The sequence below is a fragment of the Streptomyces sindenensis genome (assembly GCF_014649035.1).
GTDB classification, from domain to species: Bacteria; Actinomycetota; Actinomycetes; order Streptomycetales; family Streptomycetaceae; genus Streptomyces; species Streptomyces sindenensis.
Genome location: NZ_BMSG01000022.1, coordinates 46,380 through 72,341 on the forward strand (window position 1 = coordinate 46,380; position 25,962 = coordinate 72,341).

Genomic DNA, 25,962 nt, shown 5'->3' on the forward strand with positions numbered 1-25,962 from the left:
CCGCCGTCCCCGGGTGCGCGGGATCAGCCGGTGCCGGTGAGCAGAGCGGTGATGCGCTCGGAGGCGGCCCTGGCCTCCCGTGCGGGATCGCCGCCCTGGAGCACGGCCGTCATGTAGGGCTTGATCGGGTTCTCCGCCTCGACCCTGGCCCACTGGGCAGAGTTGGGGGTGGCGCGGCCGCGGGTGGCGCCTTCCGCCATGGCCGCGGTGCCCTCGTCGCCCTCGATGACATGGGCGAGGTTCGGCTTGTTGGGGACGTAACTCATGCCCTGGGCCAGCTCCGTCTGCCACTTCTCGCCCGCCAGCGCCTTGACGACGGCGATGCCCGCGCTGCGCTCGTCGGCGTTCTTCGGGACGATGAGGTCGGATCCGCCGGTGAATACCGAACCGGGCTCCTTCGCGGTCTTGCCGGGAATGGGGAAGTAGCCCAGCTTTCCCTTGAGTTCGGGATTCTTCTGCTCGATGAGCGCGGCGCTGCCCGGCACCGAGATGATCTGGGCGACGTCGCCCTTGGCGAATACGTCGGTCTGCGGGGGCTTCTCCTCGTCGGCGTCCTTGGGGCCGTCGCCGAGCGCCTGGAGTTTCTGGTAGAACTCCATGCCCGCGAGGGCCTCAGGGGTGTCCAGGGCGCCCTGCCAGTCGCCGCCGTTCTCGTCGGCGAGCTCGCCGCCCTCGTCCCAGATGAATCCGGCGAGCACGTACCAGTTCTGACCGGCCAGGTAAATGCCTTGGTTTCCGCTGTTGTTGAGCTTCTCGGTGGCGGCGATCCACTCGGCGCGCGTCTTCGGGACGGCGTCGATGCCCGCCTCCCGGAAGATGTCCTTGTTGTAGATCACCACCCGGTTGGCCGCGTACCAGGGGATGCCGTACTGGACGCCGTTGATGCTGCCGGGCTGGGCCAGGCCGGGCAGCCAGTCCTCACTGCCCAGATCACGCATCGATTCGAGGGTCAGATCCCGCAGGCCGCCGCTCTCCGCGTACTGCGCGACCTGGGTGTTTCCGACCTCGATCACGTCCGGGGCGTCGTCACCCTCCAGCGCGGCGATGACCTTGGGACCGATGCCGCTCCACTCCTGGATCTGGAAGTCCAGCTCGATCGAGGGGTTCTCCTCCTCGTACGAGCGGGTGAACTTGTCCAGGAAGCCGGGCGAGACGCTGTCCTTCATCAGCCAGACCGTCACGGTCCGGTCACCGCCGCCCGCCCCGGATATCAAGCCGCATCCGCTGAGTGCGACGGTCGAGACAAGCGCGACGGCTCCGGTCAGGATGCGGTTCTTCACGTAGTCACCTTCTGCGAAACGGCACAACGAAATCGGGACCCGGTGTGGGGGGATTGCGGGCGGCGCTCGCACGGGTGGTTGGCTGAATTTTGGTATGGACCAATGGGTAGGTCAAGGCGGACGCCTGTGCCGATTCGCCCCACTCTCCCCCTCGCGGGACGCCCGGGATTGGGGCACGGTGGTCACAGGAGAGGAGACAAACAATGGCGAACCACACCTATCGGGTCACCGAGATCGTAGGAACCTCCGACGAGGGCGTCGACGCGGCGATCCGGAACGGCGTCGCAAGAGCCGCGGAAACGTTGCACAATCTCGATTGGTTCGAGATTAATCAAGTTCGCGGCCATATCGAAGATGGCCGAATCGCGCACTATCAGGTCGGCCTGAAGGTGGGCTTTCGGCTCGACGAAAACACCTGATCACGTACGCCCCTCGCGCTCCTGGGCGTCCTTCAGGACGGCCGACGGATCGGCCCAGCGGGCCCGCACCACGGCAAATCCGGCCACCTCGGCCGCATCGCAGACCAACTCGTCGTCGTCCACGAGCATGCGCACCCGCCCCGTCCGCCCGAGCCGCCGGAGGATGTCCAGCTTCGTCCGGCGGGCGGGGCGCCGGTCGTCGTCGCGCCGCATGAACAGCGTGCCCTCGGGCAGCCCCTGGCGGCTCAGCCAGCGCACGGTGTCGCGGCGGCACCGCTCGGGGCGCCCGGTCAGATAGACGATGCGGCACTCCTCGGCACTCGCGTGCACCATCCGTACGCCTTCGGGGAGCGGCGGGTCGTCCACGGCCGCGGCGAAGAAGCCCGCCCAGTCGCGCTTGGCGCCCTCCAGGAAGTGCTGGCGGTGGGCGGTGCCCGCGAGTGTGTTGTCCAGGTCGAATACGGCCAGCGGCCGTGCGTCGTTCTCCACTCCCCCAGCTTAGGAAGCGCCTCGGCTCAGGAAGTGCCTCGGCTCAGGAAGTGCCTCGGCTCAGGGTGCGCCTCGGGAATCCCTGCGGAGCCGGCGCGTTGAACAGATCGTGAGCTCTGTGATCGCGTCGACCCGCTTCTCCGTCCTGGACCGTTCCCGCACCCGCGAGGGGCACGAGGCACCCCGGGCGCTGCGCGACACCGTGGATCTGGCCCGGGAGGCGGAGGCGCTCGGCTTCCACCGCTTCTGGGTCTCCGAGCACCACGGCGTGCCGGGGGTCGCGGGGTCCGCGCCGACGGTGCTGGCCGCCGCCGTCGCCGCGGCGACCTCCACCATCCGGGTCGGCACCGGCGGAGTGATGCTGCCCAACCACCGGCCGCTGGTCGTCGCGGAGCAGTTCGGGGTGCTCGCCTCCCTCTTTCCCGGCCGGATCGACATGGGGCTCGGCCGCTCGGTGGGCTTCACCGACGGCGTCCGCCGGGCCCTGGGCCACGGCAAGGAGGACGCCGAGGACTTCCCCGGACGGCTGGCCGAACTGCTCGGCTGGATCGACGGCACCCAGCAGGCCCACCCCCGGGTGCACGCCCGTCCGGCGGAGGGCCTGCGGATCCCCGCGTACGTGCTCGCGACCGGCGAGGGCGCGTCGGTCGCGGCGGCCGCCGGTCTTCCCCTCGTCATCGGCGACCTGCGCGGCCGGGAGAAGGTGCTGCGGGCCATCGAGGTGTACCGCCGCGATTTCCGCCCGTCCGCGCGCGCCGAGCGCCCCGAGGTGATCGTCGCGGGCACGGTGGCCGTCGCCGGCACCGAGGAGGCGGCCCGTCGGCTGCTCGTACCGGAGGCGTGGGCCATGGCGTACTCCCGTACGCACGGAGACTTTCCGCCGCTCGCCCCGGCCAGGGAGATCGAGCGCCGCACGATGACCGCGAAGGAGCGGGAGCTGTACGAACGGGGGCTCGACGGTCACATCCACGGCACCGAGGAGCAGGTCACCGAGCAGCTGGAGCGGGCGATCAAGGAGACCGGGGCGGACGAGGTGCTCGTGACGACCAGTACGTACGACCGTGAGGCGCTGGTGGATTCGCTGCGGCGGCTGGCGGGGATCGCCCGCACGCCGTGAGGCGGGCTGCCGGGTCCCGGGCGGCCACCGAAGGCGCCGACGCCTAGAATCAGACTGTTTGTCCCCCAGGCGGTCCGCCGGACGCCCACACCCCACCCGTACGGAGCCGAGCCCCATGCACTCCCCCCACGATCCGTACGTCCGGGTGCGCGGTGCCCGCGAGCACAATCTCCAGGACGTGAACGTCGACCTCCCGCGCGACACCCTGACGGTCTTCACCGGGGTGTCCGGGTCCGGCAAATCGTCGCTGGCGTTCGGCACCATCTACGCCGAGGCCCAGCGCCGCTACTTCGAGTCCGTCGCCCCCTACGCCCGGCGGCTGATCCACCAGGTGGGCGCACCCGCCGTCGGGGAGATCACCGGGTTGCCACCCGCCGTCTCGCTGGAGCAGCGGCGCTCCGCCCCCGGGGCCCGGTCGTCCGTGGGGACGGTGACCACGCTCTCCAACTCGCTGCGGATGCTGTTCTCCCGCGCGGGCGACTATCCGCCGGGGGCCGAGCGGCTGGATTCCGACTCCTTCTCCCCCAACACGGCCGTCGGGGCGTGTCCGGAGTGCCACGGCCTGGGGCGGATCCACCGGACGGACGAGGAGCTGCTCGTCCCGGATCCCTCGCTGTCCATCCGGGAGGGGGCGATCGCCGCCTGGCCGGGGGCGTGGCAGGGGAAGAATCTGCGGGATGTGCTGGACGCGCTGGGCCACGACGTCGACCGGCCCTGGCGGGAGCTGGATCCGCGGGACCGTGAGTGGATCCTGTTCACCGACGAGCAGCCGGTGGTGACGGTGCATCCGGTACGGGACGCGGGCCGGATCCAACGCCCTTACCAGGGCACGTACATGAGCGCGCGGCGCTATGTGCTGCACACCTTCGCCGACACCAAGAGCCGGTCGCTGCGGGCGAAGGCGGAGCGTTTCCTGACCAGCGCCCCGTGTCCGGTGTGCGGCGGGAGCCGGCTGCGGCCCGAGGCGATGGCGGTGACCTTCGCCGGGCGGACCATCGCGGAGCTGGCCGGGCTGCCGCTGTCCGACCTGGCGGAGGTGCTGTCGGGCGCCGGGGCCGGCGGTGCGGGGGCGGGCGGCGAGGAGACGGCCCGGGTGCTGACGGCCGATCTGCTGGCGCGGATCGGGACGGTGACGGAGCTGGGCCTCGGCTATCTGAGCCTGGACCGCACGGCCCCGACCCTGTCCTCGGGTGAGCTGCAACGGCTACGGCTGGCCACGCAGTTGCGGTCGGGGCTCTTCGGTGTCGTGTACGTCCTGGACGAGCCGTCGGCCGGGCTGCATCCGGCGGACACCGAGGCGCTGCTCGGGGTGCTGGCCCGGCTGAAGGAGGCCGGGAACTCGGTCTTCGTGGTGGAGCACCAGATGGACGTGGTGCGGCGGGCGGACTGGCTGGTGGACGTGGGCCCGCTGGCCGGGGAGCACGGCGGGCGGGTACTGCACAGCGGGCCGCCGGAGGGGCTGGCCCGGGTGCCGGAGTCGGCGACGCGCCGCTTCCTGTTCCCCGAGGACGCCCGCGACGCCTCGCCGGTGCGTGAGCCGCGCACCCCGTCCGGGTGGATCCGGCTCACCGGCGTGGAGCGGCACAACGTGCGGGGTGTCGACGCGGCGTTCCCGCTCGGGGTGTTCACGGCGGTCACCGGGGTGTCCGGCTCGGGCAAGTCGACCCTGGTCGGCCAGGTGCTCGCGGGGGTGCTCGCGGACCGGCAGGCGGGCGAGGAGGCGGCCGGGGCGGGCGTCGAGCAGTTCTGTGACTCCGCCACCGGTCTTGAGGCCGTGGACCGGCTCGTCCAGGTCGACCAGAAGCCCATCGGGCGTACGCCCCGGTCCAATCTGGCCACGTACACCGGACTGTTCGACGCCGTGCGGAAGCTGTTCGCCCGGACGGAGACGGCCCGGGAGCGCGGCTACGGAGCAGGGCGGTTCTCGTTCAACGTGAGCGGCGGGCGGTGCGAGACCTGCCAGGGCGAGGGCTTCGTCTCGGTGGAGCTGCTGTTCCTGCCCAGCACCTACGCGCCCTGCCCGGACTGCCATGGTGCGCGCTACAACCCGGAGACGCTGGACGTCACCCTGGACGGCCTGACGATCGCTCAGGTCCTGGATCTGACGGTGGAGTCGGCGGCGTCGTTCTTCGCCGGGACACCCGCCGCCGAGCGCGCGCTGCGGACCCTGCTGGACGTGGGGCTCGGCTATCTGCGGCTCGGGCAGCCCGCCACGGAGCTGTCCGGCGGTGAGGCGCAGCGCATCAAGCTGGCGTCGGAGCTCCAGCGCACCCGGCGCGGGCACACGCTGTATCTGCTGGACGAGCCGACGACAGGGCTGCACCCGGCCGATGTGGAGGTGCTGATGCGGCAGTTGCACGCGCTCGTGGACGGCGGGAGCACGGTGGTGGTCGTGGAACACGACATGGCCGTCGTGGCGGGTGCGGACCATGTCATCGACCTGGGCCCCGGGGACGGGGACCGGGGCGGGCGGATCGTCGCTGCCGGCACCCCGGCCGAGGTGGCGCGTGCCGCCGGGAGCCGTACGGCGCCATATCTGGCGAAGGCACTGAGCGCAAGCGGGAGTTGATCCCGTACGACTCCGGACGTGATCGGAGCCGTACGGGATCGACTCTCGCGTCAGCGGCGGACTTTGCGGGTCGCCCGCAGCCACTCCTTGTTCATCGCGGCGATCGACGGCAGCGGAATGCCCTTGGGGCAGGCCGTGGCGCATTCGCCGGTCAGGGTGCAGCCGCCGAAGCCCTCCTCGTCCATCTGGGCCACCATGTCCAGGACGCGGGTCTCCCGTTCGGGGGCGCCCTGCGGCAGGACGTTGAGGTGGTTGACCTTCGCCGAGGTGAACAGCATCGCCGAGCCGTTGGGGCAGGCGGCGACGCAGGCCCCGCAGCCGATGCACTCGGCGTGCTCGAAGGCGAAGTCGGCGTCCGGCTTGGGCACCGGGGTGGCGTGGGCGTCCGGCGCGGTGCCGGTGGGGGCGGAGATGTAGCCGCCGGACTGGATGATCCGGTCGAACGAGGAGCGGTCCACGACCAGGTCCTTGATGACCGGGAAGGCGGAGGCGCGCCAGGGCTCGATGTCGATCGTGTCGCCGTCCGCGAACGACCGCATGTGGAGCTGGCAGGTGGTGGTGCGCTCCGGCCCGTGGGCGTCACCGTTGATGACGAGGCTGCACGCGCCGCAGATGCCCTCGCGGCAGTCGTGGTCGAAGGCGACGGGCTCGTCCCCGGCGAGGGTGAGTTCCTCGTTGAGGGTGTCGAGCATCTCCAGGAACGACATGTCCTGCGAGATGTTGTCGACTTCGTAGGTGGCCATGGCGCCGGGCTCTTCGGCGTTGCGCTGACGCCAGACGCGCAGGGTGAGCTTCATGCGTAGCTCCGCTGGGTGGGGTGGACGTACTCGAAGACGAGGTCTTCCTTGTGCAGGACGGGGGCGCCGCCGGTGACGGTGAACTCCCAGGCGGCGGCGTAGGAGAACTCCTCGTCGCGCCGTTCGGCCTCGCCGTCCGGGGTCTGGGACTCCTCGCGGAAGTGGCCGCCGCAGGACTCGGCGCGGTGCAGGGCGTCGAGGCACATGAGCTCCGCGAGCTCCAGGTAGTCGACGATGCGGTTCGCCTTCTCCAGCGACTGGTTGAACTGCTCGCCGGTGCCGGGGACCTTGATCCGCCGCCAGAACTCCTCGCGGATCTCCGGGATCTTCGCCAGCGCCTTGCGCAGGCCGTCCTCGGTGCGGGCCATCCCGCAGTACTCCCACATGAGTTCACCGATCTCGCGGTGGAAGGAGTCGGGGGTGCGGTCGCCGTCGACGGAGAGCAGCAGGTTGATGCGGTCCTCGGTCTCCGCCACCACCTCGGCGACGGCGGGGTGCTCGGCGTCGACGTTCCCGGTGTGCGGATTGCGGGCGAGGTAGTCGTTGATCGTGGAGGGCAGGACGAAGTAGCCGTCGGCGAGGCCCTGCATCAGGGCCGAGGCACCGAGGCGGTTGGCCCCGTGGTCGGAGAAGTTGGCCTCGCCGATGGCGAAGAGGCCGGGGATGGTGGTCTGGAGGTCGTAGTCGACCCAGAGGCCGCCCATCGTGTAGTGCACGGCGGGGTAGATCCGCATGGGGACCGTGTAGGGGTCCTCGTCGGTGATCCGCTGGTACATGTCGAAGAGGTTGCCGTACTTGGCCTCGACGGCCTTGCGGCCCATGCGCTGGATGGCTTCGGCGAAGTCCAGGTAGACCCCCTGCCCGCCCGGGCCGACGCCGCGCCCCTCGTCGCAGACGTTCTTCGCGGCGCGGGAGGCGATGTCGCGGGGCACCAGGTTCCCGAAGGCGGGGTAGATGCGCTCCAGGTAGTAGTCGCGCTCGTCCTCGGGGATCTGGTTGGCGGGGCGGGTGTCGCCCTTGGCCTTGGGGACCCAGATGCGGCCGTCGTTGCGCAGCGACTCGCTCATCAGGGTCAGCTTGGACTGGTGGTCGCCGGTGCGCGGGATGCAGGTGGGGTGGATCTGGGTGAAGCAGGGGTTGGCGAAGTACGCGCCGCGCCGGTGGGCCCGCCAGATGGCGGTGGCGTTGGAGTTCATGGCGTTGGTCGACAGGTAGAAGACGTTGCCGTAGCCGCCGGTGGCCAGGACGACCGCGTCGGCGAAGTAGGTGTCGATCTTCCCGGTGACGAGGTCGCGGGCGACGATGCCCCGCGCCTTTCCGTCGACCACGATGAGGTCCAGCATCTCGGTACGGGCGTGGAGTTCGACGCCGCCGGTGGCGATCTGCCGGGACAGCGCCTGATAGGCGCCGAGGAGGAGTTGCTGTCCGGTCTGGCCGCGCGCGTAGAACGTACGGGAGACCTGGACGCCGCCGAAGGACCGGTTGTCGAGGAGGCCGCCGTACTCGCGGGCGAAGGGGACGCCCTGGGCGACGCACTGGTCGATGATCTCGACCGAAATCTGCGCCAGCCGGTGGACGTTGGACTCCCGGGCGCGGAAGTCGCCGCCCTTGACGGTGTCGTAGAAGAGCCGGTGGATGGAGTCGCCGTCGTTGCGGTAGTTCTTCGCGGCGTTGATGCCGCCCTGGGCGGCGACCGAGTGGGCGCGCCGGGGCGAGTCCTGGAAGCAGAACTGGACGACGTGGTAGCCCTGTTCGGCGAGGGTGGCGCCGGCAGCGCCGCCGGCCAGGCCGGTGCCGACGACGATGACCGTGTGTTTGCGCCGGTTGGCGGGGTTGACGAGTCTGGCTTGGAAGCGGCGGGTGTCCCAGCGTTCGTTGACGGGGCCCTCGGGGGCCTTCGTGTCGACGGCGGGCTCGCCCGTGCGGTACTGCGTGTAGTCGGGCATGTCAGCTCACCACTCCGGTCATGACGGCGACGGGTACGGAGACGAAGCCCAGGGTCAACACCGCCGCGAGGAGGTTGGCGAGGGTCTTCAGGATGCGGTCGCGGGTCGCGTTGCCGACGCCGAGCGTCTGCGCGGCACTCCAGAATCCGTGCTGGACGTGCAGGCCCATGGCGAGCACCGCGACGATGTAGATGACGTTGCCGTACCAGGTGGAGAAAGTGTCGATGACGTTCTGGTACGGGTGCCCGGCCTCGAAGCTCGTGTGCACGGTGCCGGTCGTCAGGTCGAGGATGTGCCAGACGATGAAGAGCGCGAGGATGACGCCGCCCCAGCGCATGGTCCGGGTGGCGTAGCTCGCGCGGGGCTTCTTGTGGACGTACTTGGCGGGGCGCGCCCTGATGTCGCGGCGGCTCAGCTGGTACGCCGAGACGCCGTGCAGCACGACGGCGGCGACGAGCCCCACGCGGACGATCCAGAGCGCCCACTCGTAGTGCAGGACCGGTTCGCCCAGGGTGCGCAGCCAGTGGGCGTACCCGTCGAACTCACCGGGTCCGAAGAAGATCTTCAGGTTGCCCACCATGTGGGCGACGAGATATCCGAGCATGACCAGACCGGTCACAGCCATGATCGTCTTCTTGCCGACGGTCGAGTCCCAGAGCGTACGCGTCATCGACGGCCGTCGGTCCGTCCGCGTTGCCAATGCCATGGACACGACGGTAGGGGCGGAGGGCCCGATCAGTCCAAGACATGGTCCGGCTGATCTCCATAGGCAGCACCTATCAGTGAGCTTTATCGTCGGTGTATGCACTTCCAGCAGCTCACCTACTTCGTGGCCGTCGCCGAGACCAGGCACTTCACCCGGGCCGCCGAGGCGGTGCATGTGTCGCAGCCCTCGCTCTCCCAGCAGATCCGGGCGCTGGAGGCGGAGTTGGGCGCGGATCTGTTCAGCCGCGCCCGGGGCAACATCACCCTCACCGACGCGGGCGAGGCGCTGCTGCCGCTGGCCCGGCGGATCCTCGCCGACGCGGAGACCGCGCGCCACGAGGTCCAGGAGCTGGTCTCGCTGCGCAGGGGCCGGGTGCGGCTGGGGGCGACGCCCAGCCTGTGCACGGGGCTGCTGCCGGACCTGCTGCGCGCCTTCCACGACCGGCATCCGGGGGTGCGGCTGCTGCTGGAGGAGGGCGGGTCGCACGACCTCGTACGTCAGCTGGCGCGCGGGGCGCTCGATCTGGCGCTGGTGGTGCTGCCCCTGCCGGCCGCGTCCCCCGCGCTTACCACGGTGGAGCTGCTGCGGGAGGACCTGGTGGTGGTGTCCGCGGCGACGGAGCCGCCGCCCGGCCGGGACGGCTCGATCCGGATCGCGGATCTGGAGGGGGCGCCGCTGGTGATGTTCCGGCACGGGTACAACCTGCGGGAGCTGACGCTCGCCGCGTGCCGCGCGGAGGGCTTCGAGCCGACGTTCACCGTCGAGGGCGGCGAGATGGACGCGGTGCTCGGTTTCGTACGGGCGGGGCTCGGCGTCGCCGTGGTGCCGAGCATGGTCGCCGCCCGGGCGGGCCACGATCTGCGCAGGACCGCGCTGGCCGGGAGCGGACTGCGGCGCACGATCGCGCTGGCGCACCGCAGCGACGTGGACCCGCCGCGGGCCGCGCGCGAGCTCCAGCGGATGCTGCTGGAGCACCGGCCGGTCCCCGGCTGACCCGGACCCCGCACGCCGGGCGGGGGCTCCGCCCGGCGTGCGGCTCAGACCGCGTCCGCCAGCAGCAGGGAGTGGATGCGGTCCGGGGCGCCGGGGCGGGCGTAGTACCAGCCCTGGGCGGTGTCGCAGCCGATCCGGCGCAGTTGCTCGGCCTGCGCGCCGGTCTCCACGCCCTCGACCGTGACGGCCAGCTCCAGGCTGTGCGCCAGCGACACGATGCCCTCGACGATCTTCAGGTCGACCGGGTCCGCCGGGTGCTGTTGCATGCCCCGGGTGAAGGAACGGTCCAGCTTGAGCACGCTCACCGGGAGCCGGCGCAGGTTCGCCAGGTTCGAGTAGCCCGTACCGAAGTCGTCGAGCGCGATGTCGACGCCCATCTCCGCGAGCTGCCGCAGCGGCTTGAGGAGATCGTCGTCGGCGCCGATCAACGCGGACTCGGTCACCTCCAGGCAGAGCGCCCCCGGCTCCAGACCGGAACGTTCCAGTACGTCGACCGTCTCCGCGACCAGCCGGGGGTGGTGCAGCTGGGTCGGCGACAGGTTGACGTTGATCCGCAGCGGGCCGCCGTCGCTGTGCCGCTCCTGCCAGAAGTTGGCCTGCCGTACGGACTCCTCCAGCACCCAGCGGCCGAGCGGCACGATGAGGCCGGTGTGCTCGGCGAGCGGGATGAACCGGTCGGGGCCGAGCACCCCGTGCTGCGGGTGGCACCACCGTACGAGCGCCTCCGCGCCGTGCACCGTGCCGTCGCCCAGGTGCACGAGCGGCTGGTACTCGATGAAGAACTCGCCCCGGTCCAGGGCGGCCGGGAGCGCGGTGGTCAGCCCGTGGCGGGTGATGGCGCGCTCGTCGGCCTCCGCGTCGGCGAGCTGGAAGCGGTTGCCGCCCGCCGCCTTGGCCCGGTACATCGTGATGTCGGCGCTGCGCAGCACCTCGGCGGCGCTGCGCTCCCCGGCGGGCCCCTCGACGATGCCGATCGAGCCCCGGACGGAGAGCTCACGGCCGTCGAGGCGGATCGGGGTGGCGAGCGCGTTCAGGATGCGGCCGGCCAGTTCGTGGACCTCTTCGGCCGTGTCCGGTCCGGTGGTCAGCGCCACGAACTCGTCGCCGCCGAGCCGGGCGACCATCTCGCCGGGCGCGGTGGCGCAGCTCTGGAGCCGGTCGGCGACCTCGACCAGGAGGCGGTCGCCGGCGGCGTGGCCGAGGCTGTCGTTGATGGCCTTGAAGCCGTCGAGGTCCAGGTAGCAGAGGCCGAAGCGGCCGCCTTCCCGGGCGGTGAGGGCCTTCTCCAGGCGCTCGAAGAACAGGGTGCGGTTGGGCAGCCCGGTGAGCGCGTCGTGAGTCGCCTCGTACCGCAGCCGCAGATTGAGCAGCCGGCGTTCGGTGGTGTCCTCCATCAGCGCGAGCTGGTATTCGGGGCGGCCCTCGGAGTCGCGCAGCAGGGAGACGGTGAGGTTGGTCCACAGGACGGTGCCGTCGTTGCGGTAGTAAGCCTTCTCGACCCGGTAGTGCTCGCGTTCGCCGCGTACCAGCTCCTCGTAGTACTTCCACACCTGGGGCGAGTCCTCGGGGTGGACCCACTCGTTCACCCTGTGGCTGCGGACGTGGTGTTCGAGACCGCCGAACATCCTGGTCAGCGTGTCGTTGATCTCCAGGATGTTGCCGTCCAGGTCGGCGATGCCGATGCCGATGGCGGCGTCCTTGAAGACCGCGCGGAAGCGGGCCTCGGTGGCGTGCAGGGCCTCTTCGGCGTGCGAACGGGCCGTCAGCGCCGAGCGGGCGATGGCCTCCTGCTCGGCGAGCGTGCGCTCGCGCAGGGCCCCGGTGAACCCGGCGGCCAGCGTGTGCTGGATCCGGGCGCAGCGGGCCCGGCCGTCCTCCGTGGACAGCGTGCCGGGTCCGTTGCCGCCGCAGTAGAGGACGAGATAGGAGTCGACGACGCCGAGCGTGGAGCTGAGGGCGTCCGGATCGGTGCAGTGCGCGTCGATCAGGGCCGCGCCGATCCGCTGGGCGGGCGAGGCGTCGAAGGGGTGGGCGTGCAGGATGCCGTTCAGCTCGCGTGCCAGGGGCAGCAGATGCTGTTCGAACTCCGGCCGGGTCAGGGAGGTGGCCGTCAGGGGGAAGATGGCCCGGCTCCAGATTCTGGCGAATCGCCGGAGCCGGCCCTCCGGGCCGTCGGGTTCCGCGTCCGGCTCTCCGGACGCCTGGGCGGGAATGCTCACGCCTTGCGCCCGACCCCGCCGAAGCCCGAGAAGGCGTACGGGTCTTCCTGCTCCGGCGACTGCGGGGTCTCCGGCCGCCATTCGGGCATCGAGACGAGTCCCGGTTCGACCATCTCGTAGCCCTTGAAGAACCGGCCGATCTCCTCGCGCGAGCGCATGATCAGCGGGTTGCGGATGTTCTTGTAGACGCCGACCGTGCCGGCCGCCTCCGCCTGGGGCAGCGGGATGCCCTCGTACGAGGCGTGGGTCAGGACGATGAGGCTGCCGGGGGCCAGCGCCTCGCGCAGTTCGGCGACCGCGGCGTACGGCTCGTCGGCGTCCTCGAGGAAGTGGAGCACCGCGACGAGCAGCAGAGCCACCGGCCGGTCCAGGTCGAGCAGTCCGGTGATCTCCGGGTTCGCCAGGATCTCCTTGGGGCGGAGCAGGTCGGCGGCGGCGATGACCGCGCGGTCGTTGCCCTCCAGCACGGCCTGGCTGTGGGCGACGGCGACCGGGTCGTGGTCGACGTAGGCCACCTTGGCGCCGGGGTCGGCGGCCTGGGCGACCTCGTGGACGTTGCCGAACGTCGGGATGCCGGAGCCGATGTCCAGGAACTGGTCGATGCCCGAGTCGACGGCGTGGCGGACGGCCCGGCGCATAAAGGCGCGATTGGCCTGCATGATCTTGGGAAGGCCCGGGAGGAACTCCATGGCCTTGCGCGCGGCTTCCCGGTCCACCTCGAAATTGTGCGATCCGCCCAGATAGAAGTCGTACATGCGGGACACGCTCGGCACCGAAATATCTATGCCCTGCGGTGCCCAGGCGGGACGCTCCATCGATGTCTCCAACAAGTTCGCCACGGCGATCCGGCCATGTTCATGGTCAGTGTTGACCAGAGGCTACTGATCGGCCGCCAGGAGAGCGAGTGGAAACGGAAATTAGCGATCCGTTATTGGTCACACTCAGGTGGCATACCCGGCCGGTCCGTCGCTGCGCGTATGCGGACAGCGACGGACCGGCACTCCGGATGCCGTTTCCCGGTGGTTCGGGGCCACTTGGGGCTCCTGGGCGATTGTTCTCAAGCAGTCCGTGATTACTTGGCCGCGCCGACGAGTTCGGAATCCGGCGAAACGGCGTACCAGGTTCCGCCGACACCCTGCCCGTTGGTGTCTCCGGGCCTCTTGTCGCCCGCGAAGGTGTAGATCGGCCAGCAGTCGATGGTCTGCTGCTTGATGCCGTCGGGGCGGTCGAAGGTGACGAATCCCTTCGTCGTGACACCGTCCACCGCGTTTTTGGCCATAGGGGCGACTACCGGCCACTTCTTGAGGCACTCGCCGGTACAAGCGGTCTTCATCGGCCAGGCGGAGTCCTTGGTGAAGCGGTAAACCGTCATGCCCCGGCCGTCCACCACGATGTCGCCGAGTTCCGGGTCCTTGCGGACCGAGAGCCCCGCGGGATCGGCCGGTTCGGCGACCCCCTCGCTGTCGGCGTTCTTCGCCGCCTTCTTCCCGTCGGGGGCCGCGGCGAACCAGGTGCCGCCGACCCCCTGGCCGTTGATCTGGCCCGGAGCGGTGTCCTTCGCGTACCGGTACATCGGCCAGCCGTCGACGGTGAGTTGGCTGGTGCCGTCCGGGCGGGTGACCTCGCCGAGCAGTTCCTCGTCGGTGCCGGCCGCGGCGGTCGTGCTGCCCGAGGCCACCACCGGCCAGATCGCGGCGCACTCGCCCTCGCAGTTCGACTTCGGCGGGTTCGCGGTGTCCTTGTCGAACCGGTAGAGCGTGAACCCCTCGCTGTCGGTGAGTACCTTTCCGAGCTGCTTGGTTTCCTGGACGGCGAGTTGACCGGCCTCCTTCGGCTCCGCCGCCTCCTTCTCCGCCCCGGATCCGTATCCCCCGCCGGCCGATCCGTACCCGCTCTCGGCGGGCTGCCGGGCCGGGGCGGCGTTGCCGACCGCCTGGCCGTTCGGCGATGTGCCGCCCTGCTCCTGACCGCACGCCGTCGTGAGCGTCAACAGAGCCGCGGCGGTGACCGCGAGCGAGGCGTTGCGCCAGGTGTTCATGTCGACTCCCGTGGTGCTTCGTCGTAACGCTGGTGATGCCGGCGCGGGACCGCGCCGTTCATGGCCCTAGGTACGGGACGCCGACGGGGTCGTGTTCAAAGGGAGGCCGAGAAGAATGCGGCGGGCCGGGGTGAGCGGGCAAACACGAATGGCCCATCAACCGCCCGATCGGGCGAATCGACTGCGCCAACCGCGTGTTCTCCGGCGGTGTGGATCATGCTTCCCGTCGTGCACGGATCACGCATCGCGCGGCTCACGGCAGTCGCCGCACTTCTCTGGCTGACAGCCGTACCGCCGCCCGCGACCGCCGACAGCTGCGCGGTGGCCTCGATCGGGGAGGACGGGAGCGTTTCCTCGGTCGCCGTGGCGGGCGACGGGGGCTGCGTCGCGGTCTCCGAGCCGGAGCCCCCTCCCCCACCGCCCCCGCCGAAACCGGTCCCTCCGCCTCCACCCCCACCGCCCCCGCCACCTCCGCCGCCCCCGCCACCTCCGCCGCCCCCGCCGCCTCCTCCCGTGGTCGCGGAACCACCGCCCCCACCACCCCCGCCGCCCGCACCCCCGCCCTCTCCGCCGCCGACTCCGCCGCCACCGCCCCCGAAGCCCTCACCGAAGCCCCCGGTGCGGACCGAGCCGCCGGCCCCCCGGCCCGTCGCGCTGCCGACGTACCGCAAACCGACCCGTAAAGAGCCGCGGAGCGGGCCGACACTGGTGTCGCTGACGCTGCTCATCACCGCCCCGGCGGTGTTCGCCGTTGCCGTGCTGCGGCCTCGGTCACACCGCTGACCAGGAGAGATACATGTCCGAGTGGCTCGTACTGAGCATTGCCATGGCGTCCGCCTGCACGGTCGTCCTGATCATCGTCGTGCTGAACAACCGGCGGGTCGCGGACGACGACGATCCGTCCGAGACCCCCGACGTCATCGAGTACATGACGATGATGATCGGGGTGGTCTACGCGATCGTCCTGGGGCTCGCCATCGCCGGGGTCTGGGAGGGGCGCAGCGCCGCCCAGGAGTCCGTACGCATCGAGGCTCAGGCGCTGCACGAGGTGCAGGCACGGGCGTCCGTCTATCCGGCGGAGGTCCGCGACCGCATCCGGGCGGACGTCGACGCCTATGTCCGCCATGTCGTCGACGACGAGTGGAAGGTGATGTCGGAGCGGAACACGCTCACCGAGCGCGGCACCGAACTGCTGGACAAGGTGCGGGCGGACGTCACCGATTACGAACCGAAGACCGATCACGAGGGGCAGGCCTACCAGCCGCTCGTCGACCAGGTGGCGGCGGCGGACGACGCCCGCAGCGCACGGGGGCAGAACGCCGGGGCGACGATGCCCGGGGTGGTCTGGTTCGGGCTGATCATCGGGGCGCTGGTGACCGTGGGGCTGATCTTCACGCTCCAGATCCGCAGAACGTTCCGCGAACTGCTCCTGGCAGGCCTGTTCAGCGCGTTGATCGCCTTTCTGCTCTTCCTGATCTGGGACTTCGACGCGCCCTTCGGCCGGGGCATGTCGGCCACCGCCGAGCCGTTCCTCGACACGTTCCCGGGCATCACCGGCTGACCGCCGCTCCCCCGGCCGGCGAGCAGGCCCGTGCGCCGGTCGGGGGAGAGCGTGACCCATTCGCCGGACCCCGATCGCGGGCCGGGAGGACCCCTCCTAGCGTGTCGGGCATCGAGGTGCATTTTTCCTGCTATGTGGAAATTGGTTCCGCAGCTGCCCCTCGGGGAACCCGGAGGATCCACCATGCGCGCGATACGTGTCGCACCGCTCGCCCTGCTCGGCGCCGGTGCCCTGACGCTCATCGCCCCGTCCGCCGCCTTCGCCGCGCCGGACGGGGCCTCCAGCACGTTCAACCCGACGATCACCCCCTCGGTGATCGCCCCGGGCGGCCGGGTCACCCTCGGCGCCGGTGGCTGCACGGGCGAGACGACCGTCAGCTCCGGCATCTTCGACACCACCACCATCCCGAGCGGCAGCACGACGGCCACCGCCACCGTCGACTCCGACGCGCGGCGGGGCGCCGTCTACGCGGTGACGTTCACGTGCGGCTCCACCGGCACCTCCCGGAACGTCAACCTGACGATCACCGGCGGCGCGACGAGCAGCCCCACGCCGGCCCCGACGCCCACCACGGTCCCGACCGCCAGCTCGACGGCGCTCGTGCCGGGCGGGGTGCGCGGCGGCCTCGGCGGCAGCACCGGCACCACCGACACGGTGGAGGTCGCCGCCGGCGGGGCCCTGGTGGTCACGGCGGCCTCGGGCGCCCTCTACTTCGCGCGTCGCCGTAACGCCGACCGCCGCCACTGACCGCGAGCATGCGGCGCACGGCAGTCGCCCCGGGTCCTGATCCAGGACTCGGGGCGACGGGCGTATCGGGCCGGGCGGGAGGTTCGCCGCCTTAGAACGCCGCATGACTCGTCCGCCGACGCCGGACGAGGAAGACCGCGCCGCCGACGGCCGCGGCCGCCACCAGACCGCCGCCGACCTGCATCTCGACGGAGCTCGGACCCATCGAACCGCCGAGCCCGCCCTGCGCGCCGTTGCCGGCGAGCACGGTGAACTTGTGCGTCGCGATCCGGTTGTTGTCGCTGCACTTCACGGACAGGTGGTACTGCCCCGGGGTGGTGTTGTCCCGGACCCGGGCGTGGGCGTGGTTGGTGCCGTCACTCGCGGAGAGGGTGGTCGTCGGGAACGCGTTCGACCAGACCTTGCCGCCGTGGCCGCAGCCCTGCGCGGTGATCTTCAGCGTGCCACCCTGGTGGACGGACTGAGGATTGACGGCGACGTTGACCGGGCCGTTGGTGGCGGCGGCCATGGGGGCCGCGAGCCCGACGGCCGCGAAAGCGGTCGCGGTGACCGCGAGAGCGCGTGAAGCACGCATCGTGTGAACCTCCAGCGAGAGACGCCCCCGGGGGCTGGTCCCCCGGTGGATCGACGAGAACGTCTCCCATGACGAACACTCACCAGTCGACCGGTGGCTCGCACGTCGGCGCTGCTCCACCCCGGTGACGCGACACGCCGTGCGGAGACCGCCGAATCTGACGGATCCGCAGGTCACGGGCCATCAGAACTTTTATCCGCTCATTACTCCGATGGGCAGTCAGCCATCAGGGGCACCCGCCGGGGAGCGGACCGGCCGCCACCCGTTCGCCGCTCCCTGATCGCCGACCGGACACCACGCACTTAACGTTCACAGCGTCGCGACGAAGGGAGAACCATGGGCCGGGACTACACCGGGGGCGAGCGGACCAGACGGGTGCCATGGGGTGCGATCGCTCTGGTGATGCTCAGCGGCCTCGCCCTCATGCGCAACGGCACGGAGTTCTCGGAGGCGGGCCCTCCGCAGCCCGCGGCCGCCGCCTCGCTGGATCTCAGCAAGGACGCGCCGGGCCCGCCGGTGGAGGGTGAACCGGTGCAGCCGCTGCCGTACGCCCCGGCCTCCCGGGTGAAGATCGGCTCCATCGACGTGGACGCGCCGATCATCGACGTCAACCTGGACGCCAACGGGTGGATCGACGCCCCGCCCGCCGAGGACCCCAACCTCGCCGGCTGGTACCAGAACGGCATCGCCCCGGGCCAGCGGGGCACCGCCGTGGTGGTCGGCCACGTCGACAACATGTCGGGCCCCGCGGTCTTCTACGGGCTCGGCTCGCTCCAGAAGGGGCACCGCGTCGAGGTCTCCCGCTACGACGGCCGGGTCGGGATCTTCGAGGTGTACGGGGTGGAGGTCTTCGCCAAGAACGACTTCCCGGGCCCCCGGGTCTACGGCGACACCGGCCACGCGGAGCTGCGCGTGATCACCTGCGGCGGGGGCTACTCCAAGGCGGGCGGCTACGACGGCAACGTGGTGGTGTTCGCCCGGCTCGTCGACACCCGCTGACGCGACGCGTTCCCTTCCGTGGTGGTGTCCCCGGCGGATCGCCGGGGACACCACCACGCGCACGCGTGCTCAGACGCGGTGCGGCACCGTGATGCGGTAGCCCTCCTCCAGGAGCCGGGGAAGGTACCGGCGCAGGGCGGCGACGCTCTGCGAGCGGTCGCCGCCCGCGTCGTGCGAGAGGACGACGACACCGGGCGCCGCCCCGTCCAGCACCCGGCGGACGATCGTGCCGGTCCCGGGCTCCTTCCAGTCGAGCGTGTCCACGGTCCAGGCCATCGGTTCCATGCCCAACTCGGCCCCGATCTCGAAGGAGTTGCGGTTCCACGCACCGTAGGGGGCGCGGTACCACAGCGGCGGGGCGCCGAGCGCCCGCTCCACCACGTCGCTGGTACGCCCCAGCTCGTCGCGGATCTCGGGGCGGGAGAGCTTCGGGATCAGCGGATGGGACCAGGAGTGGTTGCCCACCACATGCCCGTCGTCGGCCATCTCGCGCAGCAGGCCGGGGTTGCCCTCGGCCATCTCGCCGCAGACGAAGAACATCGCGCGGACCCGGTGGGCGCGCAGGGTGGCGAGGATGTCCGGGGTGTACCGCGGATCGGGGCCGTCGTCGAAGCTGAGGACCATCGAGTGCCCGAGGTCGGGAAGGTGCTCGAAGGGGCGGGTGCGCACGGGCGGTCTGGCCGGTCTGAACCGGGCCGGGGCGCCCGCGGTCATGGGCTCCAGGCGGTACGGGGAGGGCCTGCCGCGGACGGTCGCCGGGGGTCCGGCGGCCGCGGCGGGTGGCGTGCGGGCGGGACGGCCGGGCGTCGAGGCCGGATCGGCGACGGCCAGGTGCACGGCGGTGGCGGCTCCGAGACCGAGGACGGCCCTCAGGAGGGTGCGGCGCTCGGGTCCGGTGTGATCACGTGTCATGGCCAACTGCTCGCACGGCCGGACGTCCGCCCCGGCCGCCGACACGGAGGCCGACACGGACGCCGAACGTTTTGTACCCGATCGACGCACTATGTTCCTATTCGCCGGAGGTATCTGCCGACCGGGACGGCCCCTCTCCGGGCGAGCCGATAGCCTCGGAGCCGTGACAGAGCAGCAGCCTCATCAGTTCGAACGCGGTACGGACGGCCCCAAGGTGATCGTCGCGGGGCTCGACGGCTCCGATTCGTCGATGCGCGCGGCGGCCTACGCCGCCGGACTGGCCCGTCGGCAGCACGCCGTGCTGGCCCTGGTGTACGTGCAGCCGGTCCTGACGGCGGGCGCCGCCCTGGGCGTACCGGTCGGCGATACGACGGGTGAGGTCGCGGACTCCCTGGTCTCCGAGATCCGGGAGGCGACGGAGCGCTTCAAGGACGCGTGGGACGTGCGCTGGGAGTTCCACACCTTCCGCGGCGACCCCTACAACGGGCTGGTGACGGCGGCCGACGAGCTGACGGCGGACGCGGTGGTGGTCGGGGCCTCGGAGTCGGCCGGGCACCGCTTCATCGGTTCGGTGGCCGTACGCCTGGTGAAGGCCGGGCGCTGGCCGGTCACCGTGGTGCCGTAGAACCCCGCCGCCGACCGCCGCCTGACCCTACTTGCCCATGCGAAGCCCGTCCGCCTCCGCGCCCCGGCCGAGGACGACGGTACGGATCCGGTCGCGGACCTCACGGAGGTGCCCGGCCCCGCCCTCGGAAGAGTCGAGGGCGGCGTTGAGGTTGACGGCCCGCCCGGTCGCGGTGTCGTACCACTGCGGCACGAACTCGGCCTTCCTCACCTTCCAGCGCTCACCGCGTTTCACGGGCGGCGCGAAGGTGAAGCGGCCCATCGAACTCTGGTTGCCGCGCGGGTCCCGCGCGCCCTCGTGGTTGATCATGTCGCCGGCGATCTGGTCGCCCATGCCGTACACGACCCAGGTGCCGTTGACCTTCTCGTACGCCTGGGGCACATGGGCGTGGGTACCGATGATCAGGTCGATGTCGGGGCGGCCCCGGTCCGTGGAGGCGGTGAGCCGCTCGGCGAGGTCCAGTTGCCCCGCGTCGGGCTCGTCCTGCCATTCGGTGCCCCAGTGGGCGGAGAGGACGACGACGTCGGCGCCCGCCCGGCGGGCCGCCCTGGCCTCCTCGATGATCTTCCGCTCGTCGGTGACGTTCACCGTCCAGGGGCGGTCGGCGGGGAGCGGGATGTCGTTGGTGCCGTAGGTGTACGCGAGGTGGGCGACCCGGGCCGCACCCTTCCCCGGGCCGGCGGGCAGGATCGTCGGGCGGGCGGCCTCGGCGGCGGTGCGGGCGGAGCCTGCGTGCCGGATGCCCGCCCCGTCCAGCGCGTCGAGGGTGCGCCGGACCCCCTCGGCACCGTCGTCGAGGGTGTGGTTGGAGGCGGTGGAGCAGGAGTCGAACCCGGTGGTGCGCAGGGCGGAGGCGATCTCGGGGGGCGACTTGAAGTTCGGGTAGCCGGTGTAGGGGCCGCCCTCCTTCCCGTACACGGTCTCCATGTGGCAGAACGCCAGGTCAGCGCCGGAGACGACCGGAGCGGCACCGGCCAGCATCGGGGCGAAGTCGTAGCCGGCGCCGCCCGCGTCGGCGGCGGCCTGGTCGATGACGGAGGAGTGCGGCAGGACGTCGCCCGCGGCGAGGAGTGTGAACGGGCGGGGTCCGCCCGCCCCCTGGCCGCCCGCGCCCCGGGCGGCGGCGGGCGATCCGCTCGGCGCGGAGGTCCCGGGCTGCGGCCCGGTGCAGCCGGTGGCCGCGGCGAGCATGAGGGCGAGGGCGGCCACGGCGCCCGGTCGGATGCGCTGCGTCATCTGCTCGACTCCACGTTCGGATGATTACGACTATCCGACTACATAGATCCTCATATCGCATAAGCAAGGAGCATTGCCGCATATCTAGCTGAACTGGTCGTACCGGCCGACCCCGACGGCCCCTCGACCGTTCACCGCACCATTCGCCGCACTGAGCGACCGCTCGTCGCACGCCTCGGCGCACCGGGTGTTCCCACGCCGCCGAATGCGTTCGTATACGCCAGTCGGCAACGCGGCCGTCAGGGGCCTCGGCGGGAGAGGACGTTCATGAAGACCACCACGACGACCGACGAACGGACCCTGGCGGAGCTGCAGCGGGAACACGGCCCCGCCCTGTTCCACTTCCTCCTCGGCCTCACCTTCGGGGACCGGCAGCGGGCCGAGGACCTGGTGCAGGAAACCCTCGTACGCGCCTGGCAGCACCCCGAGGCGTTCGACGCGCCCTACGACTCGATGCGGCCGTGGCTGTTCACCGTCGGCCGGCGCCTCGCCATCGACGCGCGCCGCTCCCGCCAGGCCCGCCCCGTCGAGGTCAGCGACACGGTGCTGGAGAGCACTCCGGACACCCTGGACACCGCGGACCGCGCGGTGCACACCCTGGATGTGCGGGAGGCGGTCCGGACGCTGAGCCCCGAGCACCGCGCGGTGCTGGTGCAGATCTACTTCCGCGGGCTGAGCGTCGGCGAGACGGCGGAGGTGCTCGGGATCCCGGCGGGGACCGTCAAGTCCCGTTCGTACTACGCCCTGCGGGTCCTCTCCCGCACGCTTCCCGGCTACTCCCGCAGGTCCTCCGCCCGGAGCAGCGCCAGCAGGGCGGAGGCCTCGGCCACCTCCACATAGACCTGGGCGCAGCCGTCGCAGCCCTGGAGGTGACGGGCGACCCGGCAGGTCTCCTCCGCGTTCAGGGCGTCCAGGACGTACGCACCCAGCAGCAGGCGCACATGCGGGTCGTCGCCGGGGTCGGCACTCATTCGCAGCCTCGCATCTTCTGGGCGATCCTCCCCTTCTGCCCACGCGGGGCACCCGCCCCCGGTTCAATGCTGCGTGAAGCCCGGTACCGAGCAAGGAAAGAGGCGAGACGGGATGCGTCCCGAGGATACGGATGAGGCCGGTGGGAACGGGCTCCGGGTGCCGATGACCTGGCTGACCACCGAGTATCTGGCCGACGAGCTGTTACGGACCGGCGATCTGATGGAGCCGACGACGCTGGAGTTCCGGGCGGGGCGTGACGCCCTCGCGCTGACGATGTTCCTGTGCGAGTTCCCCCGCGACGCCCCCGCCCCTCGGGCCCTGCCCGAGCCGCGGGTCGACGAGCTGCGCGTGCTCACGGCGTACGAGGGCACCTGGCGCAGCTGGATCCGCGAGCGGCTGGCGACGTCGGAGCGGTGCGCCGAGCCGGGCGACCCCGATCTGGCGCTGGCCCGGTCTGCCTGGCGGTGGCTGGAGGAGACCGAACTGCTCGCGGCGGACCTGGACGCGATCGGCCCCGCGTCCTGGGAGGCCGCGCCGGACGGGGCGGGCGGCGACCAGGAGGTCCGGGTCTGGACGCCCGCGTGGCAGTTGGGGCTGCCGCTGGGGCATCTGGCCGTCCATCTGTGCTGACGGCCCCTCCTTCGAAGCTTGAGCTCCCTCCTCAGGAACCGTGCACGCCCGCGCGGTACTTGGGCAGCCGCAGCGTGATCTTCATGCCCGCCCCGACCCCGGTCTCGATGACGAGCCCGTAGTCGTCCCCGTAGACCTGGCGCAGCCGCTCGTCCACGTTGAGCAGGCCGATGCCGGTGGAGGCGCCGCCCTCGCCGCGCAGGATCTGCCGCAGCCGCTCGGGGTCCATACCGGTCCCGTCGTCCTCGATGACCACCTCCGCCTCCGAACCGGCGTCCAGGGCGCTGATGGTGATCCGACTGCGGGTGACCGCGCCTTCGAGACCGTGCTTGACGGCGTTCTCCACCAGTGGCTGGAGACACAGGAACGGCAGCGCGACCGGCAGCACTTCGGGGGCGACCTGGAGGGTCACGGCGAGGCGTTCGCCGAAACGGGCGCGGACAAGGGCCAAGTACTGGTCGATGGAGTGCAGTTCGTCAGCCAGGGTGGTGAACTCCCCGTGCCGGCGGAACGAGTAGCGGGTGAAGTCGGCGAACTCCAGCAGCAGTTCACGGGCCTGTTCGGGGTCGGTCCGGACGAACGAGGCGATGGCGGCGAGTGAGTTGAAGATGAAGTGCGGGGAGATCTGCGCCCGCAGTGCCTTGATCTCGGCCTCGATCAGCTGCGTGCGGGAGCGGTCCAGCTCGGCCAGTTCCAGCTGGACGCAGACCCAGCGCGCCACCTCCCCCGCCGCCCGGGCCAGCACCGCCGACTCGCGCGGGGCATAGGCGACGAGCGCGCCCAGGACCCGGTTCTCGACGGTGAGCGGGACGGCCACGGCCCAGCGCAGCGGGCAGTCGAGGTCGCCGCAGCCGCTGTCGAACGCGGTGTCGCGGCCGTTGTCCAGCAGCGCCTTCAGGTGCTCCATCACGTCCTTGCCGTGGTGGTGCCCGGCCCCGTCCCAGACCAGCACCCGCTCCCGGTCGGTGAGGCAGAGGGCGTCGGTGCCGAGGAGGGAGCGCAGCCTGCGGGCGGCCCGCCGGGCGCTCTCCTCGGTGAGCCCGGCCCGCAGCGGCGGGGCCGCCAGCGACGCGGTGTGCAGGGTCTCGAAGGTGGCGTGCTCGACGGGCGTGCCGACGTCGCTGGGGCGCACCGGGCGGGCGGTGCGGCGCCCCAGCAGATAGCCTGCGCCGAGCAGCAGCCCGGCGAGGACGACGACCACGGCGACGGCGGCCCCGGTCATCGCTCCCTCCCCACGGCGGCCCGAGCGGACGAGAGGGCTTCGGGGAGGTGGAAGCGGGTCATGGCGGCGTTGGTGCCCGGGGGGATGCGTCCCGGGGTGGCGAGCGAGACGAGGATCATCGCGAGGAAGCCGACGGGGACGGACCAGACGGCGGGCCAGGCGAGCAGGGCGTGCGGCCAGCCCGGCGGGCGTACGGCCCCGCTGACGGTGATGGCCACGGCGAGGAGCGCGGACCCGCCGCCGAGCAGGAGCCCCGCGACGGCCCCGGGCGGGGTGAGCCGCCGCCACCAGATGCCGAGGACGAGCAGCGGGCAGAAGGAGGAGGCGGAGACGGCGAAGGCCATGCCCACCGCGTCGGCCACCGGCACCCGGCTCACCAGCAGGGACCCGGCGAGCGGCACGGCGATGGCGAGGACGGTGGCGAGCCGGAAGTGGCGTACCCCGCGCGAGGGCAGGACGTCCTGGGTGATGACCCCGGCGACGGCCATGGTGAGCCCGGAGGCGGTGGACAGGAACGCAGCGAACGCCCCGCCGGCGATCAGCGCCCCGAGGAAGTCGCCGCCGAGTCCGCCGATGACCCGGGCGGGCAGCAGCAGCACGGCGGCGTCGGCGTCTCCCCCGTACCGCAGTTCGGGGGTGTAGAGGCGGCCGAGCGCCCCGTAGATCGGGGGCAGCAGGTAGAAGAGGCCGACCAGGGCGAGGACGGCCACGGTGGTGCGGCGGGCGTCGCGGCCGTTGGGGCTGGTGTAGAAGCGGACGACGACATGCGGCAGGCCCATGGTGCCGAGGAAGGTCGCCACGATCAGCCCGTACGTCGCGTACAGCGGGTGGTCGGCGCGGAAGACGGCGAGCTGGTCGTGGAAGCTGACCCGGGGGCGGCCGTCGCCCTGCCAGGCGAGGACCAGGAAGAGGGCGGGGACGAGGAGGGCGGTGAGCTTCAGCCAGTACTGGAAGACCTGGACGAAGGTGATGGAGCGCATGCCGCCCGCGGCGACGGCGGCGGTCACGACGGTGGCGACGAGGACGTCACCGAGCCAGCCCGGCGCGCCGGTGAGGATCTTCAGCGTCAGCCCGGCGCCCTGGAGCTGCGGTACGAGGTAGAGCCAGCCGGCCCCGACGACCAGGGCGCTGACGAGGCGGCGGACCTGCCGTGATTCGAGCCGGCCCTCGGCGAAGTCGGGCAGGGTGTAGGCCCCGGAGCGGCGCAGCGGTGCGGCGACGAAGATCAGGAGCACCAGATATCCGGCGGTGTAGCCGACCGGGTACCAGAGCATGTCGGGGCCGTGGACGAGGACGAGTCCGGCGACGCCGAGGAAGGAGGCGGCCGAGAGGTACTCGCCGCTGATCGCGGCGGCGTTGAGGCGGGGCCGAACGGTGCGGGAGGCGACGTAGAAGTCGGAGGTCGTACGGGAGATGCGCAGGCCGAAGCCGCCGACGAGGACGGTGGCGAGGACGACGAGGGCGACCGCCACCCAGGACGCCATGTGGTCGGGGGTGCTCACGGGGCGGGGCGGCCCTCCACCAGCCGGGCGAAGTCGCGTTCGTTGCGCTCGGCCCGGCGGACGTACCACCAGGCGGCGAGGGTGAGCGGCGGGTAGGTGGCGAACCCGAGGACGGCCCAGACGAGGGCGGAGCTGTTCAGCGCCTCGAACAGGAGCGGCAGGGTGCCCGCGACGAGGGCGAGGACGCCGAAGACGGTGAGCCCGGCGCGGAGCTGGCCGCGCATCAGCGAGCGTACGTAGGCGCCGCCGAGGGCGGTCTGCTCGTCGATCTCCGACTGGGTGCGGTAGCGGGGCAGCGGGCGCACTCGCCGCGGCTCTCCCGTGACCACTTCGCGCCGGGGGGTTGGCTCTGCGGACATGGGCTCGGAGTGTAGGCGTCGCCGGGTGGTGCTGGGAAGGGCTTCCGGCA

Annotated in this window: 25 protein-coding genes; 10 read left to right on the forward strand and 15 right to left on the reverse strand. The window is 71.5% G+C overall.

The window, feature by feature from the left end:
* Positions 1–23: 23 nt before the first annotated feature.
* Positions 24–1,280 (reverse strand): extracellular solute-binding protein, encoded by a 1,257-nt coding sequence (locus IE145_RS22540; protein ID WP_189527266.1) that lies wholly within the window; start codon positions 1,278–1,280, stop codon positions 24–26.
* A 203-nt stretch (positions 1,281–1,483) separates the two neighbouring features.
* On the opposite strand from IE145_RS22540, the gene IE145_RS22545 reads away from it, so the two are divergent.
* A complete protein-coding gene (locus IE145_RS22545) occupies positions 1,484–1,699 on the forward strand; it encodes a dodecin (RefSeq protein WP_006129191.1) in 216 nt (71 codons plus the stop codon).
* Here the strand turns inward: IE145_RS22545 and IE145_RS22550 are convergent, their stop codons facing one another.
* On the reverse strand, positions 1,700–2,188 hold the full coding sequence (locus IE145_RS22550) for a phosphatase domain-containing protein (protein WP_189527267.1): 489 nt from the start codon (positions 2,186–2,188) through the stop codon (positions 1,700–1,702).
* Positions 2,189–2,306: 118 nt separating this feature from the next.
* Between IE145_RS22550 and IE145_RS22555 the strand changes: the two genes are divergently transcribed.
* Together IE145_RS22555 and uvrA are read left to right on the forward strand one after the other, a co-directional pair.
* Positions 2,307–3,305 carry an LLM class flavin-dependent oxidoreductase gene (locus tag IE145_RS22555; protein ID WP_189527329.1) on the forward strand — a complete coding sequence of 333 codons (999 nt, stop codon included), beginning with the start codon at positions 2,307–2,309 and terminating at the stop codon, positions 3,303–3,305.
* Positions 3,306–3,420: 115 nt separating this feature from the next.
* Positions 3,421–5,874, forward strand: coding sequence for an excinuclease ABC subunit UvrA (gene uvrA, locus IE145_RS22560; protein ID WP_189527268.1), 2,454 nt, complete (start codon positions 3,421–3,423; stop codon positions 5,872–5,874).
* Between the two features lie 50 nt (positions 5,875–5,924).
* Here the strand turns inward: uvrA and IE145_RS22565 are convergent, their stop codons facing one another.
* From IE145_RS22565 to IE145_RS22575, 3 genes are read right to left on the reverse strand one after another with little or no spacing between them, the layout of a single operon-like run.
* Positions 5,925–6,671, reverse strand: coding sequence for a succinate dehydrogenase/fumarate reductase iron-sulfur subunit (locus tag IE145_RS22565; RefSeq protein WP_189527269.1), 747 nt, complete (start codon positions 6,669–6,671; stop codon positions 5,925–5,927).
* Positions 6,668–8,617, reverse strand: a complete 1,950-nt coding sequence (locus IE145_RS22570; RefSeq protein WP_189527270.1) for a fumarate reductase/succinate dehydrogenase flavoprotein subunit — start codon at positions 8,615–8,617, stop codon at positions 6,668–6,670. Before IE145_RS22570 ends, IE145_RS22565 begins: the two co-directional genes overlap by 4 nt.
* Position 8,618: 1 nt before the next feature.
* On the reverse strand, positions 8,619–9,287 hold the full coding sequence (locus IE145_RS22575) for a succinate dehydrogenase (RefSeq protein WP_189527330.1): 669 nt from the start codon (positions 9,285–9,287) through the stop codon (positions 8,619–8,621).
* 132 nt (positions 9,288–9,419) lie between these two features.
* On the opposite strand from IE145_RS22575, the gene IE145_RS22580 reads away from it, so the two are divergent.
* Positions 9,420–10,316, forward strand: a complete 897-nt coding sequence (locus IE145_RS22580) for a LysR family transcriptional regulator (RefSeq protein WP_189527271.1) — start codon at positions 9,420–9,422, stop codon at positions 10,314–10,316.
* 44 nt (positions 10,317–10,360) lie between these two features.
* On the opposite strand, the gene IE145_RS22585 is transcribed toward IE145_RS22580, so the two are convergent.
* From IE145_RS22585 to IE145_RS22595, 3 genes are all read right to left on the reverse strand, one after another.
* On the reverse strand, positions 10,361–12,535 hold the full coding sequence (locus tag IE145_RS22585) for a putative bifunctional diguanylate cyclase/phosphodiesterase (protein ID WP_189527272.1): 2,175 nt from the start codon (positions 12,533–12,535) through the stop codon (positions 10,361–10,363).
* Positions 12,532–13,350, reverse strand: a complete 819-nt coding sequence (locus IE145_RS22590) for an SAM-dependent methyltransferase (RefSeq protein ID WP_189527273.1) — start codon at positions 13,348–13,350, stop codon at positions 12,532–12,534. The genes IE145_RS22585 and IE145_RS22590 overlap by 4 nt, the downstream gene beginning before the upstream one ends.
* 257 nt (positions 13,351–13,607) lie before the next feature.
* A complete protein-coding gene (locus IE145_RS22595; RefSeq protein ID WP_189527274.1) occupies positions 13,608–14,573 on the reverse strand; it encodes an SCO0930 family lipoprotein in 966 nt (321 codons plus the stop codon).
* 796 nt (positions 14,574–15,369) lie between these two features.
* On the opposite strand from IE145_RS22595, the gene IE145_RS22600 reads away from it, so the two are divergent.
* Together IE145_RS22600 and IE145_RS22605 are read left to right on the forward strand one after the other, a co-directional pair.
* Positions 15,370–16,134 carry a bestrophin-like domain gene (locus tag IE145_RS22600; RefSeq protein WP_189527275.1) on the forward strand — a complete coding sequence of 255 codons (765 nt, stop codon included), beginning with the start codon at positions 15,370–15,372 and terminating at the stop codon, positions 16,132–16,134.
* A 183-nt stretch (positions 16,135–16,317) separates the two neighbouring features.
* Positions 16,318–16,881 carry a hypothetical protein gene (locus tag IE145_RS22605; RefSeq protein WP_189527276.1) on the forward strand — a complete coding sequence of 188 codons (564 nt, stop codon included), beginning with the start codon at positions 16,318–16,320 and terminating at the stop codon, positions 16,879–16,881.
* A 91-nt stretch (positions 16,882–16,972) separates the two neighbouring features.
* Here the strand turns inward: IE145_RS22605 and IE145_RS22610 are convergent, their stop codons facing one another.
* Positions 16,973–17,455 carry a hypothetical protein gene (locus tag IE145_RS22610; RefSeq protein ID WP_189527277.1) on the reverse strand — a complete coding sequence of 161 codons (483 nt, stop codon included), beginning with the start codon at positions 17,453–17,455 and terminating at the stop codon, positions 16,973–16,975.
* Between the two features lie 336 nt (positions 17,456–17,791).
* Between IE145_RS22610 and IE145_RS22615 the strand changes: the two genes are divergently transcribed.
* Positions 17,792–18,454: a class F sortase gene (locus IE145_RS22615; protein WP_006129168.1), complete on the forward strand. Its 663-nt coding sequence runs from the start codon at positions 17,792–17,794 to the stop codon at positions 18,452–18,454.
* Between the two features lie 69 nt (positions 18,455–18,523).
* Here IE145_RS22615 and IE145_RS22620 read toward each other — a convergent pair whose 3' ends face one another.
* Positions 18,524–19,366, reverse strand: coding sequence for a polysaccharide deacetylase family protein (locus IE145_RS22620; RefSeq protein ID WP_189527278.1), 843 nt, complete (start codon positions 19,364–19,366; stop codon positions 18,524–18,526).
* A gap of 163 nt (positions 19,367–19,529) precedes the next feature.
* Between IE145_RS22620 and IE145_RS22625 the strand changes: the two genes are divergently transcribed.
* Positions 19,530–19,991 (forward strand): universal stress protein, encoded by a 462-nt coding sequence (locus tag IE145_RS22625; RefSeq protein WP_189527279.1) that lies wholly within the window; start codon positions 19,530–19,532, stop codon positions 19,989–19,991.
* 27 nt (positions 19,992–20,018) lie between these two features.
* Here IE145_RS22625 and IE145_RS22630 read toward each other — a convergent pair whose 3' ends face one another.
* Entirely contained in the window at positions 20,019–21,227 is a 1,209-nt protein-coding gene (locus tag IE145_RS22630; protein ID WP_189527280.1) for a CapA family protein, read from the reverse strand.
* A 267-nt stretch (positions 21,228–21,494) separates the two neighbouring features.
* Here IE145_RS22630 and IE145_RS22635 point away from each other — a divergent pair, with 267 nt between their 5' ends.
* The gene (locus tag IE145_RS22635) at positions 21,495–22,067 is read left to right on the forward strand and encodes a sigma-70 family RNA polymerase sigma factor (protein WP_189527281.1); all 573 of its coding nucleotides are present in this window, start codon (positions 21,495–21,497) and stop codon (positions 22,065–22,067) included.
* On the opposite strand, the gene IE145_RS22640 is transcribed toward IE145_RS22635, so the two are convergent.
* A complete protein-coding gene (locus IE145_RS22640) occupies positions 22,001–22,198 on the reverse strand; it encodes a zf-HC2 domain-containing protein (protein WP_189527282.1) in 198 nt (65 codons plus the stop codon). The two genes, IE145_RS22635 and IE145_RS22640, sit on opposite strands and share 67 nt — an antisense overlap.
* A gap of 112 nt (positions 22,199–22,310) precedes the next feature.
* Between IE145_RS22640 and IE145_RS22645 the strand changes: the two genes are divergently transcribed.
* Positions 22,311–22,829: a hypothetical protein gene (locus tag IE145_RS22645; protein WP_189527283.1), complete on the forward strand. Its 519-nt coding sequence runs from the start codon at positions 22,311–22,313 to the stop codon at positions 22,827–22,829.
* A 31-nt stretch (positions 22,830–22,860) separates the two neighbouring features.
* On the opposite strand, the gene IE145_RS22650 is transcribed toward IE145_RS22645, so the two are convergent.
* From IE145_RS22650 to IE145_RS22660, 3 genes are read right to left on the reverse strand one after another with little or no spacing between them, the layout of a single operon-like run.
* Positions 22,861–24,051, reverse strand: coding sequence for a sensor histidine kinase (locus tag IE145_RS22650; RefSeq protein ID WP_189527284.1), 1,191 nt, complete (start codon positions 24,049–24,051; stop codon positions 22,861–22,863).
* Positions 24,048–25,553: a sodium/solute symporter gene (locus IE145_RS22655; protein WP_189527285.1), complete on the reverse strand. Its 1,506-nt coding sequence runs from the start codon at positions 25,551–25,553 to the stop codon at positions 24,048–24,050. Before IE145_RS22655 ends, IE145_RS22650 begins: the two co-directional genes overlap by 4 nt.
* A complete protein-coding gene (locus tag IE145_RS22660) occupies positions 25,550–25,912 on the reverse strand; it encodes a hypothetical protein (protein WP_006129159.1) in 363 nt (120 codons plus the stop codon). The genes IE145_RS22655 and IE145_RS22660 overlap by 4 nt, the downstream gene beginning before the upstream one ends.
* Positions 25,913–25,962 lie beyond the last annotated feature (50 nt).

What these genes read in the sequence shown, in the direction of transcription:
- uvrA (WP_189527268.1), top strand. Translation starts at nt 3,421, where the DNA reads ATGCACTCCCCCCACGATCCGTACGTCCGGGTGCGCGGTGCCCGCGAG.
- IE145_RS22630 (WP_189527280.1), bottom strand. Translation starts at nt 21,227, where the DNA reads ATGACGCAGCGCATCCGACCGGGCGCCGTGGCCGCCCTCGCCCTCATG.
- IE145_RS22620 (WP_189527278.1), bottom strand. Translation starts at nt 19,366, where the DNA reads ATGACACGTGATCACACCGGACCCGAGCGCCGCACCCTCCTGAGGGCC.
- IE145_RS22565 (WP_189527269.1), bottom strand. Translation starts at nt 6,671, where the DNA reads ATGAAGCTCACCCTGCGCGTCTGGCGTCAGCGCAACGCCGAAGAGCCC.
- IE145_RS22660 (WP_006129159.1), bottom strand. Translation starts at nt 25,912, where the DNA reads ATGTCCGCAGAGCCAACCCCCCGGCGCGAAGTGGTCACGGGAGAGCCG.
- IE145_RS22645 (WP_189527283.1), top strand. Translation starts at nt 22,311, where the DNA reads ATGCGTCCCGAGGATACGGATGAGGCCGGTGGGAACGGGCTCCGGGTG.
- IE145_RS22615 (WP_006129168.1), top strand. Translation starts at nt 17,792, where the DNA reads ATGGGCCGGGACTACACCGGGGGCGAGCGGACCAGACGGGTGCCATGG.
- IE145_RS22590 (WP_189527273.1), bottom strand. Translation starts at nt 13,350, where the DNA reads ATGGAGCGTCCCGCCTGGGCACCGCAGGGCATAGATATTTCGGTGCCG.
- IE145_RS22545 (WP_006129191.1), top strand. Translation starts at nt 1,484, where the DNA reads ATGGCGAACCACACCTATCGGGTCACCGAGATCGTAGGAACCTCCGAC.
- IE145_RS22640 (WP_189527282.1), bottom strand. Translation starts at nt 22,198, where the DNA reads ATGAGTGCCGACCCCGGCGACGACCCGCATGTGCGCCTGCTGCTGGGT.
- IE145_RS22610 (WP_189527277.1), bottom strand. Translation starts at nt 17,455, where the DNA reads ATGCGTGCTTCACGCGCTCTCGCGGTCACCGCGACCGCTTTCGCGGCC.
- IE145_RS22650 (WP_189527284.1), bottom strand. Translation starts at nt 24,051, where the DNA reads ATGACCGGGGCCGCCGTCGCCGTGGTCGTCGTCCTCGCCGGGCTGCTG.
- IE145_RS22595 (WP_189527274.1), bottom strand. Translation starts at nt 14,573, where the DNA reads ATGAACACCTGGCGCAACGCCTCGCTCGCGGTCACCGCCGCGGCTCTG.
- IE145_RS22580 (WP_189527271.1), top strand. Translation starts at nt 9,420, where the DNA reads ATGCACTTCCAGCAGCTCACCTACTTCGTGGCCGTCGCCGAGACCAGG.
- IE145_RS22605 (WP_189527276.1), top strand. Translation starts at nt 16,318, where the DNA reads ATGCGCGCGATACGTGTCGCACCGCTCGCCCTGCTCGGCGCCGGTGCC.
- IE145_RS22635 (WP_189527281.1), top strand. Translation starts at nt 21,495, where the DNA reads ATGAAGACCACCACGACGACCGACGAACGGACCCTGGCGGAGCTGCAG.
- IE145_RS22600 (WP_189527275.1), top strand. Translation starts at nt 15,370, where the DNA reads ATGTCCGAGTGGCTCGTACTGAGCATTGCCATGGCGTCCGCCTGCACG.
- IE145_RS22570 (WP_189527270.1), bottom strand. Translation starts at nt 8,617, where the DNA reads ATGCCCGACTACACGCAGTACCGCACGGGCGAGCCCGCCGTCGACACG.
- IE145_RS22575 (WP_189527330.1), bottom strand. Translation starts at nt 9,287, where the DNA reads ATGACGCGTACGCTCTGGGACTCGACCGTCGGCAAGAAGACGATCATG.